The organism is Vibrio sp. 10N.261.52.C11 (assembly GCF_041471405.1).
Taxonomy (GTDB): domain Bacteria; phylum Pseudomonadota; class Gammaproteobacteria; order Enterobacterales; family Vibrionaceae; genus Vibrio; species Vibrio crassostreae_C.
On the sequence record NZ_JBFROI010000013.1, the window covers coordinates 1,769 to 19,707 of the forward strand.

A 17,939-nucleotide genomic window follows, 5' to 3' on the forward strand; every position below is an offset into this window, starting at 1 on the left:
AAAACTTCAACGGTGACATTGATATTCAATTCAACATCACTGACGGTACTGACACGGTTCAAGCAACCGCCGATCTTACTGTTAACCCAGTTAATGACTTGCCGGTTCCTCAAGACCAACAATTCAGTATCGCAGAAGACGGTACGCTTCAATTTACAGACGCCGACTTACTTACCGGTGCCACCGATATTGATGGCGACGACTTAACCGTTGAAGGTATTAGCTATACAGGTGGTGATGGCGTACTGACCGACCACGGTGATGGTACTTATACCTTTGCGCCAAATGAAAACTTCAATGGCGATGTGAACTTCAGTTTCGATGTGTCTGATGGCACAGAAACCGTTAGCGCTAACATTGATGTGAGTGTGACTCCTGAGAACGATCCGCCAGTTGCGGGTTCAACCTCATACATGGTCAATGAAGACAATGCCATCACAATTTCTGATGAACAGTTGCTAGCTAACTCTTCGGATATTGAAGGTGCGGTGTCGGTTGATACTGTGACTTACAGCGGCACAGATGGCGTGTTCCAAGATAATGGTGACGGCAGTTACACCTTCCTTCCTAATGAAAACTTCAGTGGCGATATCAGCCTTGACGTTATTGTTGCCGATGAAGACGGTTCGATTGATGAAACCACTGCGGGCATTACCGTACTAGAAGTGAATGATCCACCGGTTGCGGGTCCAACGTCATACACCATTGATGAAGATTCGGTACTGACGTTCAGTGAATCTCAGATTCTTGTGAATGCTTCGGATGTCGAAGGCGATGTAGAGCTTGTTGGCATTAACTACGATGGCTCGGACGGTATCTTCACTGTAAATGGTGATGGTACATGCAGCTTTGCACCCAACGAAAACTTCAATGGTCAGGTTCAACTGGGTGTGACCATTCAAGATGAAGATGGCGCAACGGTTGAAACACACATTAACGTTGATGTATTGCCAATCAATGATGCGCCAGTATCGGGCGATTTGGCTTACACCATCAATGAAGATAGCTCCATCACGCTAAGCCAAGAGCAATTGCTAGCACGAGCAGGTGATATCGATAGCGACAACTTAGAAGCTATCAATCTATCAACTGATGAAAATGCGACCATCCAACACAATGATGATGGCAGCTACACCATCACACCTAACGCAGATTACAACGGTGACCTAGACCTGAACTTCGATATCATCGATAACGATGGTGGTTCAGTTCAAGTTGGCCTAGACATTACCGTGAATCCGGTTAATGACTTGCCACAAGCGCAAGATCAACAGTTCACGATTGAAGAAGACGGTACGTTACTCTTCACCGATGCTGACCTGCTTGCAGGTGCGTCGGATATTGATGGTGATGAACTGTCGATTGAAAACGTACTCTACACAGGTGCAGATGGTGTTCTTAGCGATAATGGCGACGGCACATATAGCTTTGCTCCAAACGAGAACTTCAATGGTGATGTTCAATTCTCATTCGATGTCTCTGACGGTACTGATTCAACATCAGCTGTTATTGATGTCAGCGTAACGCCTGAGAATGATCCACCGGTAGCGGGCTCGACATCTTACACAGTTCAAGAAGATGGCCAAATCACGATCAGTGATGAGCAACTATTGGCAAACTCTTCCGATGTAGAAGGCGGTGTATCATTGTCTGGAGTAACTTACTCCGGTGATGACGGCTCATTTGTTGATAACGGTAACGGCACTTACACCTTTACGCCAAATGAAAATTTCGATGGTGATATTTCACTAGACGTTGTTGTCGTTGACGAAGACGGTGCAACCGCAACCACAACTGCTGGCATCGATGTTATTGCTGTGAATGATGGACCTGAAACTTCGGGCATTCAGGCAGAGGTAGACGAAGATAATTCCATCACTATTACTCAAGAGCAGCTGCTTGCAAACGCAACTGATGTTGAAGGTGATGAGTTAACGGCAACTAACCTACAAACCAACGATCCAGATGCGACAATTGTTACTAATGACGATGGTTCATTCACCATTACGCACACAGAAAACTTCAATGGCGAGTTGGATTTCACATACAACATCAGTGATGGTGAGAATGAAGTTCTGACGACACTCGACTTGACGGTTAACCCTGTCAACGATGCGCCGGAAGCGGGCGATGAAATCTTCATCCAAGCACAAGAAGACCAAACCGTTGGTGTGACACTTCGTGAAGAACCAGCACTACGTTTAGACCAAGCGCCAGAAAACGGCATCATTGAAGCGAATGTGAATGACGAATGGGTGGTACTGGAAGTAGGACAAGAAGTTCCTGCAGATACCGAAGTCCGCTTTGTTCCAAGTGAAGATGCTCTTGCTGAAGGTACACACACCACACAAATCGGTACGTTTGACGATAACGCGAGTGTGGATGATTGGGGTACAGAAGTTGACCCTTATACGCGTGAGTTCTCAGATGGTGACTTAACGGTAACTGTTCAAAGTAACGATGACCCTCTTGGTGCCTGGAATGGCAACACCCACATTGGTCATGGTATCGGTGATACTGACCGCCAAGGCTTAAGTGGTGATGAGAAACTGACAGTTTCGGTTGAAGGTCAAGACATCAATGAAATCAGTTTCCACCTAGATGGTTTGGGTGGCTGGTTTATGGAAGAGTCTCGTCACTTTACAGAAGTAGAAATCAAAGCGTTCAATGAGGATGGCGACCTAATTGACTCGATGACTTACCACAAAGAAGACCGTGGTACTTTCGAGACAGATTACACGCTAACGGTTGATCAACCAGTGTCTTACTTTGAGCTTGGTACCGTGCAAGGTAATGGTACTTACGTCGTTCAAAACATGACAGTGTCACAAACTTTTCATGATGAAGCGGTGTTTACATCGATTGGTGTAGACGGTTCAGAAATCACCGAAACGGTTGAGTTGAACATCCATGCGGGTGACAACGAAATCGAACTAACGGCTGATCTTCCGAATATCACTGTCGATACCGATGGTTCTGCCCAGTTTGCTTCGGTTGTGATTACCGAAGAGCAACTACTGGCGCAAGCATCTGATATTGATGGCGACGACCTTGATATTGAAAATCTCGAGCTAGTGGGTGAAAACTCAGAGCATGCAACACTCACCGATAATGGTGATGGTACTTGGACGGTAACACCGGATGAAAACTTCCATGGTGAAATCGAACTCGGTTACCAAGTTACGGATGGTGAGCTGACAGACAGCAACATCATCAACATCAACTTCGAATCAGTAAATGATGCGCCAATCGTTTCTGGCCCGATTGTTCTATCGACAGATGAAGATGAAGGTATCACGTTCAGTGCAGATGACTTGCTAGCGAACACCACAGATGTGGAAGGCGATACGCTGTCTATTTCTGACATCACTTACGGTGGTGATAACGGTGACTTGGTCGACAACGGCGATGGTACGTTTACCTTCATGCCGAATGAAAACTTCAATGGTGAAATCGACATCGACTACAAGGTGTTTGATGGAACTGATGAAGTTGCAACGCACCTAGACCTAACGGTTGTACCAGTCAATGATGTGCCGGTTCCGGGTGAACCATTGCACACCCAAATGCTTGAAAACGGCTCCATGATCATCGAAGCGAAAGACCTATTGTCTGGTGCTACCGATGTTGATGGCGACATTCTTCATGTCGAAAACCTATTACTTGCAGACCAAGCGCAAGGTACGTTAACGGATAACGGTGATAATACCTTTACCTTCGAACCTGCAGAGGACTTCTACGGTGAAGTGAATCTGACTTTCGATATCAGTGATGGCCAAGCAAGCGCACCAAGCACAGCAAGAGTTGACGTTGAAATTGTCAATGAAGGCCCAGAGGTGAGTGGTCCAATTGAAGCCGCTGTTGATGAAGACGGTTCAATCACTATCACTCAAGAGGATCTGTTAGCGAATGCAACCGATGTAGATGGCGATAACCTTGAAGCGGTTAACTTTGCGACCAACGATCCAAATGCGGTTGTTGTAGAAAACCCAGACGGTAGCTTCACTATTACACCAAGTGCAGATTTCTTTGGTGAGATTGAGTTTACTTATGATGTCACTGACGCGATCGAAACTGTTGCGGCTGACCTCAACCTAACCGTAAACCCTATCAACGATGCTCCAGACGTGCCTGACATGTCTTTCACTACGGAAGACGGTCAAGCGATTACCATTACCGAAGCTGAACTATTAGCACAAGCGACAGACATTGAAGGCGACGAACTGTCAGTTGTGAATGTGACGAGTGCAAGCGACACGGTAGAAGTCACAGACAATGGCGATGGAACATACACATTAACACCAGAGCAGGGCTTCTTCGGTAACGTTGACTTAGCGTTTGATGTGAGCGATGGCACTGATGTGGTTGCCGCAAACATCGACCTAAAAGTTGAGTTCGTCAACGATGCGCCAGAAGCGACGCCAATGGTGGCAGATGTCGACGAAGATGGTTCAATCCTCGTTACACAAGAAATGTTGTTGGAGAACGCGAGCGACCAAGATGGCGATGAGTTGTTTGCAAGCGCGCTTGAAACTAACGATCCAAATGCCAGCATTGTAGACAATGGTGATGGCACGTACACAGTGACACCTTCAGAGAACTTCAATGGCGATATTGCATTCACTTATGAGGTGAGCGACGGTGAGCTGAGCACGTCTAATGATATGACATTGACCGTTAATCCGGTGAATGACATTCCAATTGTTGCTCCAGGAATGTACCACATCGAAGAGGATGGCAGCATCCTGTTCACTCAAGAAGATCTATTGAGTGCTGCAATTGATATTGATGGCGACGACCTAAGCGTTACCAGCATCAATTACTCTGGTGATGAAGGCACAGTAACCGACAACGGCGATGGCACGTTCAGCTTCGTTCCTGAAGAGCACTTCAGTGGTGATCTGCAGTTCAGCTTTACTGTGACAGACGGTACGGATGAAGTTGAACAAGACATTAATGTTCACATTGAAGCAGTTGCTGATGCGCCTGACTTAGTTATCACGGATGGTGATGGTGTTAACGTCGACGACCAGGCGATTTTGGTTGAGCCAGGCGGTATTGTTGAACTGAACATTGCTGCGGCACTTGTCGACCAAGACTTGTCTGAAACACTCACTGTTACAGTAGATGGTGTGCCAGAAGGTTCGGTTATTCAATACGATAACGAAGGCGTTCTGAATGACCAAGAGAACGGTATCACTAGTTACAACGACACTGAAATCACAGTAACGTTTGAAGGTGAGACGGCTGGCTACCAAAACGCTGCGGGTTACTACAAAGTAGACGAAGACGGCAACATCACAGGTGTTGAAGTTGTTTACGAAAACGCATCACAAGTTGGTGGTGGCGGCGACCTTGTTCCAGGGCAAGATCAATTCAGCTTCCAAGTCGAGGAAGGCGAAAGCTTTAACCTGTTCTTAATTCCAAACGGACATCAGCACAACGACTTTGATGCGATGCAAGACGGTCAGTACGAGTTCCGTGCTGAGGATGGTTCGCCTGCGAACATGGATACGGTTGATCCTCAACTTGTCTTTGTGGCTGCTGATGGAACCGAGACAGTGATTCAAGGCCAAAATGGTGACGCGATCTTCCATGGTGGTTCAAGCTCTCAGCTAAACCAAGATGGTATCGAACATACTCGTACTACGGTTAATGAAGACGGCGAGCTGGTTTACGGATTTGAAGATTTGTATGGCGGCGGTGATGCTGACTATTCTGACTTCAACTTCACAATCGATGTCGGTGAAGTGAACAGCCAAATCTACAGCGGTGAAGTAACGGTTGGCCCTGATGGTACGGTGAACTTACCAACAACGGCTATCGAAAATGCGTTACAAATCCAGTTACCAGAAGACTTCAATGAGCAGCTTGAAGTTCATGTAACCGCAACTGCGACAGAGTTATCGAATGATGATTCTGAAACGGTATCTCAAACCATCTACATTAACGCGACAGGCGCGCACATTGAGCACGCACCTGAAGCACTTCCGGTTTCTGCAACGGTTGAAGAAGATGGTTCAATCATCATTACGCAAGAAGACTTATTGGCTAATGCGCGTGATTTAGATGGCGATCAGTTGACGGCTCTGAATTTAGCAACCGATGATGAGAGCGTTACGATTACCGATAACGGTGATGGTACGTACACATTAACGCCAGATGCTGATTTCAATGGCGATGTTAGCTTTACGTTTGATGTGTCTGATGGTGATGATGTTGTCTCTACCAACCTTGAGTTAACAGTTTCACCAGTAAATGACGGTCCAGAAGCACAAGACCACGCATTCACAGTCGGCGAAGATGGCGTGTTAACGTTCAATGACCAAGACCTATTAACAGGTGCAACGGACATTGAAGGGGACGACCTAAGTGTTGAAGGTGTAACTTACACTGGCGCAGATGGTGTCCTAACCGATAATGGCGATGGCACCTACAGTTTCGCGCCGAATGAAAACTTCAATGGCGATGTGAACTTCTCGTTCAATGTATCAGATGGAACCGATACGGTAACCGCTAACATTGATGTGAGCGTGACGCCAGAGAATGATCCTCCGGTTGCGGGTAGTACGTCTTACACGGTTCATGAAGACAACTCTATTACAATCAGCAACGAACAACTGCTAGCGAACTCTTCGGATATCGAAGGCGAAGTCGCAATTGATAACGTGACTTACAGTGGTAGCGACGGTGTTCTGGAAATCAACGGTGACGGTACATACACCTTCTCGCCAAACGAGAACTTTAATGGCGAAGTTAGCCTAGATGTTGTCGTGACGGATGAAGATGGAGCGACTGAAGCAACAACGGCGGGTATTACTGTCCTTGAGGTGAACGATCCGCCAGTTGCTGGCCCTACGTCATACACCATCGATGAAGATTCAGTACTGACTTTCAATGAGTCTCAAGTTCTGTTGAACGCTTCTGATATTGAAGGTGATGTTGAGCTTGTTGAGATCAACTACGATGGCCCAGACGGTATCTTCTCAATCAATGGTGACGGTACATGTAGCTTCGCTCCGAATGAAAACTTCAACGGCCAAGTTCAATTGGATGTAACCATTCAAGATGAAGACGGCGCTCAAGTTGATACGTTTATTACGGTTGATGTATTACCAATCAACGATGTACCAGTATCAGGCGACCTTGCATACAGTGTTGAGGAAGACGGTTCGATTACCTTGAGCCAAGAGCAGCTTCTTTCTCAAGCAAGCGATGTAGACGGAGACGACCTTACTGCTTCTAACTTGATTGTTGATGGAGACGCGACGGTTGTTGCTAACGATGACGGCAGCTTTACCATTACGCCAGATGCGAACTTCAATGGTGACATTGACCTAACGTTCGACATTAGCGACGGTACAGACACGCTCGTTGCGACGGCTGACCTAACCGTTAACCCAGTCAATGACCTTCCACAACCACAAGATCAAACGTTCAGCATTGGCGAAGACGGCATCTTGAACTTCACAGATGAAGACTTGCTAACAGGTGCTACCGATATCGATGGGGATGACCTATCGGTTGAAGGCGTGACTTACACAGGTGCCGACGGTGTTCTTACTGACAATGGCGACGGAAGCTACAGCTTTGCGCCAAACGAGAACTTCAATGGTGATTTAAACTTCAGTTTTGATGTGTCAGATGGCACGGATACGGTTCAAGCCAACATTGATGTCAGCGTGACACCAGAGAACGATCCACCGGTTGCAGGTAGCACGTCTTACACCGTTCATGAAGACAACTCAATTACCATCAGCGACGAACAGTTACTTGCTAACTCTTCGGACATTGAAGGTGATGTGGCCGTCGATAGCGTGACTTACACTGGCGCTGACGGTGTCTTTGAAGACAACGGTGACGGTACTTACACCTTCTCACCAAACGAAAACTTCAACGGCGAAGTTAGCCTTGATGTTGTCGTAACTGATGAAGAGGGCGCAACTGAAGCGACCACCGCGGGTATTACTGTACTTGAGGTGAACGATCCACCAATCGCAGGCTCAACCAGCTACTCAGTCAACGAGGACGAAGTTATCACCATCAGTTCAGAGCAACTGTTGGCAAACGCTTCTGATATCGAAGGTGAAGTGGCGATTGATAGCGTTAACTACACAGGTTCAGACGGTATCTTTACCAACAATGGTGACGGAACATTCAGCTTCGCACCTAACGCTAACTTCGATGGCGACGTAAGCCTTGATGTTGTCGTTACTGATGAAGAAGGCGCAACCGTAGCGACCAACGCAAGCATTGATGTTCTGCCTGTTAACGATGCTCCGGTATCGGGCGACTTGGCGTACAGCGTGGACGAAGATGGCTCAATTACCTTGAGCCAAGAGCAATTACTTGCTCAAGCGAGTGATGTTGATGGCGATGACTTAACAGCGGCTAACCTAACCGTTGGTGGTGATGCGACAGTTACAGCAAACGATGATGGTAGTTTCACTATCACGCCAGATGCTAACTTCAATGGCGACATTGATTTGAACTTCGACATTACCGATGGCGATGCGACGCTTCAAGCAACGGCTGACCTAACGGTTAACCCAGTTAATGACCTGCCAACTGTCGGTGAGCCACAGTTTGTGACTCAAGAAGACACCAGCTTTACCTTCACAGAAGAACAACTGCTGCAAAATGCGGGCGACATTGATGGTGATAACCTATCGGTTGAAAATGTGGCTTCAGATAGCGGTACTTTGGTTGATAACGGCGACGGCACTTACACATTCGCACCGAATGAAAACTTCGACGGCAATGTGAATGTGACGTTCGACGTGAATGACGGTACCGCGACAGTACCAGCAGAAGCGACGATTGATGTTCAATCTGTGGTTGATATGCCAGAGCTGTCGATTGCTTCTGACCTAGTGATTGCTTCAGACAACTTCGAGTCTGGCTCAAACGGTTGGAATACAGGCACAGAAAGCTCTCAAGGCTTCGAGTCGGGTGACATGCTAGGTCGTATTGGTGGAACGGGCGGTGATGAAGCCGTCAGCAAAACTTACGACATTCCAAGTGATGTGAGCGAAGTTAATATCTCGTTCAACTTCTACGAAATTGATTCTTGGGATGGTGAGTCGTTCCAAATCTTTGTCGGCGGCGAAGAGCTAACGACATTAGATAATTCTGCGTTCCGTACTCAAGATGGCACAACAACGCTTTACGATTCAGAAGGAAATGAAGTCGGCGAAGTGGTTCACGGCGTATCGCAAGGTGAGGGCTTCAGTGGTTGGAATGACCAAGCACATCAAATCAACCTAACGGTACCAGTAGAAGACGGCCAACTTGAACTTGGCTTCGGTTCAACCCTGAATCAAAGCGTCGATGACGAGGCGTTTGGTATCGACAACATCGAAATCACAGTGTCTGACGCGGATTACCAAATCATTGGTACTGAAGACACACCTGTACCACTTGATATTGATGCAGCTCTAACAGATACCGATGGCTCAGAAAACCTTGCTATCTTGATTGAAGACGTGCCAGAAGGCAGCTCGCTTTCTGCAGGTACCGATAACGGTGATGGCACTTGGTCATTGCAACCAGGCGAGCTAGAAGGGCTAGAGTTTATCCCTTCAGGTGACTTCAATGGTGATGTGGTTCTAACTGTGAATGCAACATCAACAGATGTTGATACCGGTACAACCGCAACAGCTACGCAAGACGTGACGATTCACATCTCACCTGCGAACGATGCTCCAGAAGTTGACGGTGATATTAGTGCCGTTACAGCCGAAGATAACAGCATCACGCTAACTCAAGAGCAGTTGCTAGAGCACGCTGTCGACATTGATGGTGATGACCTATCAGCAATCAACCTAACCACCAATGATGAAAATGCGACCGTTCAAATGAACGACGATGGCAGTTTCACCATTACACCGAGTGAAAACTTCAACGGTAATATCGAATTTAGTTACGATGTCACCGATGGAGAGGACATGGTCGCTGCTGGCCTAGACTTGACGGTAACACCTGTCAATGATGCGCCAGAGCCACAAGACCAAGCATTCACTATTGGTGAAGATGGGGTTCTTAACTTCACTGACGCTGACCTGTTAACGGGTGCGACGGATGTTGAAGGTGATGACCTAACAGTCGAAGGTGTGACATACACTGGTGCTGATGGTGTGCTTACCGACAATGGTGACGGAAGCTACAGCTTTGCGCCAAACGAGAACTTCAATGGTGATGTGAACTTCAGCTTTGATGTGTCAGATGGCACGGATACGGTTCAAGCCAACATTGATGTGAGCGTGACGCCTGAGAACGATCCACCAGTGGCGGGTAGCACGTCTTACACTGCGCATGAAGACAACTCAATCACGATCAGTAACGAACAGCTATTAGCCAACTCTTCAGATATTGAAGGTGAGGTTGCGATTGATAGCGTGACTTACACTGGCAGTGATGGTGTGTTCGAAGACAACGGTGACGGCACTTACACCTTCTCTCCAAACGAGAACTTCAATGGAGATGTGAGTTTAGCGGTTGTTGTTACCGATGAAGAAGGGGCAACAGAAGCGACTATCGCGGGAATCACCGTACTTGAGGTGAACGATCCGCCAATCGCAGGCTCAACCAGCTACTCAGTCAACGAAGATGAAGTTATCACCATCAGTGCAGAGCAACTGTTGGCGAACTCTTCTGATATTGAAGGTGAAGTGGCGATTGATAGTGTTACTTACACAGGCGCTGACGGTATCTTTACTGACAACGGCAACGGCACATTCAGCTTTGCACCGAACGCAAACTTCGATGGCGATGTTAGCCTCGATGTAGTGGTGACAGATGAAGACGGTGCGACAGTAGCCACCAGCGCAAGTATTGATGTTCTTCCAATTAATGATCCACCAGTATCGGGTGACTTGGCATACAGCATTGATGAAGATGGTTCGATTACTCTGACTCAAGAGCAGTTGCTGTCTCAAGCATCTGATGTGGATGGCGATGATCTGACCGCAAGCAACTTAAGCGCAGGCGATAATGCAACCGTTGTTGATAATGGCGATGGCACCTTTACGGTAACGCCAGATGCGAACTTCAATGGCGATATCGACCTAAGCTTTGATATTTCGGACGGCACCGAGTCGATTGTGGCGAACGCCGATCTGACGGTAAACCCAGTCAACGACTTGCCAACGACATCTGATGTTTATGCGAACGTTGATGAAGATAATGTCATCACTATCACGCAGGAGCAGCTACTTGCGAATGCCGCTGATATTGAGGGCGACGACCTTGTCGCTTCCGACTTAACCTTAGTGGGTGACGATGCAACGATTGTCGACAATGGCGATGGCACGTTCTCAATCACTCCAAGCGAAAACTTCAATGGCTACATCGATGTTGCCTACAGCATCAGCGATGGCGACACACCAATTGCCGCTAACTTAGGCTTAACCGTTGACCCAGTTAACGACGCGCCAATTGTTTCTGCTGATGTGGCGATAACCATTGAAGAAGACGGTTCATACACCATTACTCAAGAAGAGCTCCTACAATTCGCGACTGACATCGAAGACGATGACATGACCGCAATTATCGGAGAGCAGGGCGATGAAACGACCGTTACCGGTACTGTGTTGGATGCTGAAACTGGCAATCCAATCGCAGGTGCGGATGTCACGCTAACCGACAACGCAGGTCATTCTTACACAGCGGTGACCGATCAATCTGGTAACTACTCTGTGAGCGGTCCAGTTGTTGACCAAGGTACCGTTACGATTGAACAAGAAGGCTCAATTACTAGCAGCTTCCTAGTTCCAGCAGGCGAAGATACCAACGGTGGCGTAACCGCTATATCCGAAGTACTTGAAGAAACAGATATGCGTATCGTGGTCACATGGGGCGACAGTCCACGTGATATGGACAACCACCTATGGCTCTACGATACAGAGAATGGCAGTGAGCTAGACCATATTTACTATCGCGACATGAGCCATGATTTGGGTGAAGGTAATGTCGTTCAGCAAGATGTAGATGACACGAATGGCGGTGGTCCTGAAACCATCACTATTCCAAATTATCAAGATGCTGACATGCACTATTCAGTACACAACTACACCAGCAGAAGTTGGGATGTCGATGGTGTTGAAGATGTACAGGTTCAGGTATTTGTAGGCGATACATTGGTTGAAACCTTCAGCCCAGATTTATCTGATAACCCATCAGGTGACCATTGGCATGTATTTGATATCGTGAATGGCGTTATTGTTCCAAGCCAAGATGTAGGCAGCGAGAATGCGTTTGATTTACCAACGGCAGAAGAAGCGCTCGCGAATGAAAACGGCATTGATATCTCTGAATTGCTAACCGGCGAGGAAGGTGATGATTCTGGTGAAACGGGTGGTAACGAACCAAGTGTTGGAGATGTTTCCATTGAGAACGCTCTTATCACTGACAATGGTGATGGTACTTACACCATTACACCGGAAGAGAACTTCAATGGTGAATTCTCGATTAGCTACAACGTAGACGATGGCAACGGTGGGGTTACTCCAGCGGAACTAGACGTGACCGTAACAGCAGTTAACGACCTTTCTGTAATTTACGACCACGACTACACCATTAATGAAGATGGTTCGCTGACCTTTACCGATGAACAGCTATTGGCTGGTGCAACGGATATTGATGGCGATGACCTTTCTGTCGAGTCGGTTAACTACGAAGGTACAGACGGTGTGTTCACGGATAACGGCGACGGTACTTATACCTTTGCTCCAAACGAGAACTTCAATGGTAATGTCGACCTAACTTACGATGTGAGTGATGGTACAGATGTTGTATCGGCGAATATTGATGTTCAAGTGGTTCCAATCAACGACGTACCGGTAGCGGGTTCTACGACTTACAGTGTTGAAGAAGACGGCAGTATCACCCTAAGCGATGCACAACTTCTAGCGAATAGCTCGGATGTTGAAGGGGAAGTGTTTGTCAGCGATGTAAGCTACAGCGGCACTGATGGTGTATTCACTGATAATGGTGATGGTACTTACACCTTTGCTCCAAACGAAAACTTTAACGGTGACATCAGTCTTGATGTCTCTGTTATGGATGAAGATGGCGCAACCGCTGAAACAACCGCAGGTATCGACGTCATTGCCGTTAATGACTTGCCAGTTGCAGGTTCAACGACCTACAGCGTTGACGAAGATAACGTGATTACCATCTCTGAAGCACAGCTTCTTGCGAACAGCTCAGACATTGAAGGTGATGTATCCGTTAGCGACGTTTCCTACTCAGGCGCAGACGGTATCTTTACTGACAATGGTGATGGTACTTACAGCTTCGCACCAAATGAAAACTTCAACGGCAATGTCAGCCTAAATGTCACCGTTGCTGATGAAGAGGGTGCAACGGCTGAAACCACTGCGGGTATTGAAGTTATCGCGGTTAACGACGCGCCAGTGTCAGGTGACTTGGCTTACTCAGTGGATGAAGATGGTTCAATCACACTAAGCCAAGAGCAGCTGCTTGCTCAAGCATCGGATGTGGACGGCGATGATCTTACCGCTGCCAACCTAACCGCCGGTGATAACGCGACCGTTACGGCAAACGATGATGGTTCATTTACCATTACCCCGGATGCTGACTTTAATGGCGATATTGACCTAAGCTTCGACCTTTCTGATGGTACTGAAACGGTTGTTGCAACGGCTGACCTTACTGTGAATCCAGTGAATGACATCGCAGTTGTAGAAGATGTCGCTTACACCATTGAAGAAGACGGTTCGCTTACCTTTACGGACGAGCAACTGCTAGCAGGTGCTTCTGATATTGATGGTGATGAGCTTTCAGTTGCCGACGTGTCTTACACTGGCGCAGAGGGTGTGTTTACCGACAATGGCGATGGAACCTACACCTTTGCACCGAACGAGAACTTCAACGGTGACGTAAGCCTAGACTTCTCAGTATCTGACGGTACAGAGACGGTCGATGCTAACATCGACGTAACGGTAACAGACGTTAACGATGCACCAGTGGCAGGCGCAACGTCTTACCAAATGAACGAAGATGGCACCATCACATTGAGCCCTGAGCAGTTGATTGCTAATAGCTCCGATGTGGACGGTGAAGTGTCGCTTGATAGCGTGAGCTACTCAGGTGCAGACGGTATCTTGGTTCAAAATGAAGATGGGTCGGTAACGTTCGCACCAAACGAAAACTTTAACGGCGACATCAACCTTGATGTGACAGTTATTGATGACGACGGTGCAGCGGCTCAGACTACTGCTGGTATTGAAGTCATTGCAGTTAACGACGCACCAGTGGCCGGAAACCTGGCTTACTCGGTTGATGAAGATGGTTCAATTACGCTATCTCAAGAGCAGTTGCTGGCTAACGCATCCGATGTTGATGGTGATGCACTGACCGCAAGCAACCTATCTGCAGGTGACAATGCGACCGTAACAGCGAACGAAGATGGTTCATTTACTATCACTCCGGATGCTGATTTCAACGGTGACATTGATTTGAGCTTCGATGTGTCAGATGGCCTTGAAACTGTTCAAGCTGGAGTCGACCTAACGGTTAACCCAGTCAATGACCTACCAACAGCAGAAGACCAAAACTTTACTGTTGAGGAAGATGGAACGCTAATCTTCACGGATGCAGACCTACTAGCAGGTGCTGCAGACATTGACGGCGATGACTTGTCTATCGTTGACGTGTCTTACACGGGCGCAGAAGGTGTGTTCACTGATAACGGTGACGGCACTTATAGCTTTGCTCCGAACGAGAACTTCAATGGCGATGTCAACCTAGGCTTCACAGTGACTGATGGCACTGAGACAGTCGATGCCAATATTGGTGTGACGATAACGGATGTTAACGATGCGCCGGTAGCGGGTTCTACGTCTTACCAAATGAACGAAGATGGCACCATCACAATCAGCCCTGAGCAGTTAATTGCTAATAGCTCTGACGTTGATGGTGAAGTGTCACTTGAAAGCGTGACTTACTCAGGCTCTGACGGCACCTTGGTTCAAAACGATAATGGGTCTGTGACCTTCACGCCAAACGAGAACTTTAATGGCGATATCAGCCTAGATGTGGTCGTGACCGATGATGACGGTGCAACGGCAACAACAACGGCAGGTATCGAAGTTCTGGCTGTGAACGATGGACCTGAATCTGAGGATGTGAAACTAACCACAGCCGAAGACAGCACCATTCTTATCACACAAGACATGTTGTTAGCTCAAGCTACCGACATCGATAACACCGCAGACGAGCTGTCGGCTTCTGGTCTACAAATCGACCCTAGCTTGGGTGAGTTGCTAGATAACGAAGATGGTACTTGGTCATTTACACCAAACGAAAACTTCAATGGCGATGTGCCAATGACGTTTAACGTTAGCGATGGCCAAGAGACAATTTCAGTCGACGGCAACATCGATGTTACGCCAGTGAATGATGCACCTGAAGCGCCAACCATTGAGATGCAAGGCGAAGAAGATGTGGTCATGGTGATTGACCCTGCTTACATCGCGGATCAAGTGACAGACCTTGATGGCGACGAGATCAGCATTGAGAGCATCACAGTTCGAGCTCCAGCGAACGCGACCTTAACTCAGCAACCAGACGGTATGTATCACTTAGTGACTACTCAAGACTTCAATGGCTTAGTAGAACTCGGTTATCAAGCGACTGACGGTGAAGAAGTGGTTGATGGCTCGCTGAATGTGGATGTCATTCCGGTTAACGACGCACCATTCAACGTCGGCAACGCAATGATGACCACCAACGAAGATGGCGCGTTCACCTTCGATGCTGGCGACTTGATGAACTTGTTCGGTGACATTGATACCGCAGACCTTGTTGTTTCTCGCATTATCACCGCAGACGGTGAAGATGGCGGAGAAGTTACAGACAACGGTGATGGTACTTGGACATTCACACCAACAGGCGACTTTGCGGGTGTTTCTGACCTACAAGTTGTCGTGAGTGACGGTGAGTTCGAAACGGTTCTCGATGTTCCTGTGTACGTACGTCCTGTCGCAGATGGCGCGGTTATTTCAACTGACCATGACGGTCCATTAGTCTTCGGCGAAGATGAAACGGGTCACTTGGGACTGAACGTTGGCCTAGTCGATGATTCAGAAACACTAAGTAACTTGGTGATGACAGGTTTCCCTGTTGGATTCGAGGTAACAGATGGTGTGAATACCGTGATGATCACCGAGCCGGGTCAATACATCGACCTGTTCGACTGGGATATCTCAAACATTCAAATGACGCCGCCTGAAGACTTCCATGGTGAGTTCTTCGTAACCGTAAGCGCAACAACGGTTGATTACGGAGATGAGCCGGAAGCGTTTGATGATGGTATCGATTCAGGTGATTTCGAAACTGTGGCGGGTGATTCCATCATCCTAACGGCGGACGACCTAATCGGTTTGGCTGAGAATGTGGATGCTGACAGTGATGATGAAGTGAAACTGGTTCATCTTGCCGACCGCAGCCAAGGTGAGATTGTCGATAATGGCGATGGCACTTGGACCTTCACACCAGCACCAGGCTTCACTGGCGAAGCAGATATAGCTTACGTGGTTGATAAAGATGGCGTGCTTCATGATGAGCAAACTGGCGTGGTCGTGAAAGAAGGCGACTCGCAAGAGAATGCAGCACCAGAAGTTAACAGCATCACAACGACGGAAATCGCAGCGGATGCAACCTTGTCGTTCACTGATGAAGACATGTTAGCGAATCTGAGCGATGCAGAAGGCGATAGCTTGAGCATTGAGTCAGTAAGCTTGATGGAAGGTCAGGGCGTAATTGAGAGCGATAACCAAGGTAACTATCAATTCACTCCTGCTGAAGACTACACCGGCGATGTTCAAGTTGGGTTTATCGCGACCGATGGCGAAAATCGCATCGAAAGCTTCTTCAATGTGGATATCCAAAGTGGCGATGAAACAGCGGCGAGCGAAGGTTATACCTTAGCTGATGATGGTTCACTAACTATCACGGATGCACAGCTGGTGGATGAGTTGGGCGTGAGTGATTCTGCACAGGTTGTTGATGTTGCAGACGCGAACGATGCTGGCTTCTTTGCTCAATCTGGTGAAGGTGAGTGGACTTACTGGCCGAACGAAGACTTCGATGGCAATTTAGCGATGAATGTTGAAGTTAACGACGGCGGTGAAGTATCAAGTCACAGCTTAAGCATCCAAGTTGAAGATGATTCAGTACAAAGTGATGAACCACAAGTACAAGCTGCTCAAGCAACAGAAGAGCAACAAGTAGATGTGGCTCAACAAGCTGATGACCAAGCTCAAGATGCTGAAGCTGAAGGCAGCACAGCAGATGTAACCGCGGCACCGGGCGATACTATCTCTATCTCGATTCCAGATGAGGTGAGTGGTAACGAATCGGTTGATTACGCTGATATGTCTGGCTTACCTGAGGGCGCTACTGTGAACAACGCACTGGATAACGGTGATGGTAGCTTCACAATCAGTGGCAACCTAGCGCAGCCTGTATCCGTTGAACTTCCAGAAGGTTATGAAGGTACTAGCGAGATCCAATTCCAAGGTTACGACGAATTGGGTAGTTCAATAGACGGTGCTAGCGGTTCTGTTGAGGTTGAGGTCGATGATCAATACACCATGCAAGGTTCTACTCAAGAGCAGCAACCAGACATGGCGGGTATGGAATCTGGAGGCAGCGACTGGACAAGTTCAGGTGGTCAAGATCAAGGTGTTGACTTCACGGACGACTCTGGAAGCTTCGATTCAGATTCTCAAACTGGAACGGATCAAGGCAACGACTTCGACCAAAGCTCGATTTAATCGAGAGAGCTTAGTTTTAGCCTAAACCGACATCTAGTCTAAACCAACAAGCAGATAGGGCAGCGTAAAGTTGCCCTTATTAAAGCCATGGAGAGTTATTGATACATGGCTTTTTTTAATTTTTTTGTTGTTTGTTTC

At 47.6% G+C, this 17,939-nt stretch carries 1 protein-coding gene; it reads left to right on the forward strand.

Annotation, left to right across the window (positions count from 1 at the left end):
- Window positions 1–17,801, forward strand: a 17,801-nt coding sequence (locus AB4323_RS05250) for a tandem-95 repeat protein (RefSeq protein ID WP_372151850.1), incomplete at its 5' end; no start/stop codon positions are given.
- Window positions 17,802–17,939 lie beyond the last annotated feature (138 nt).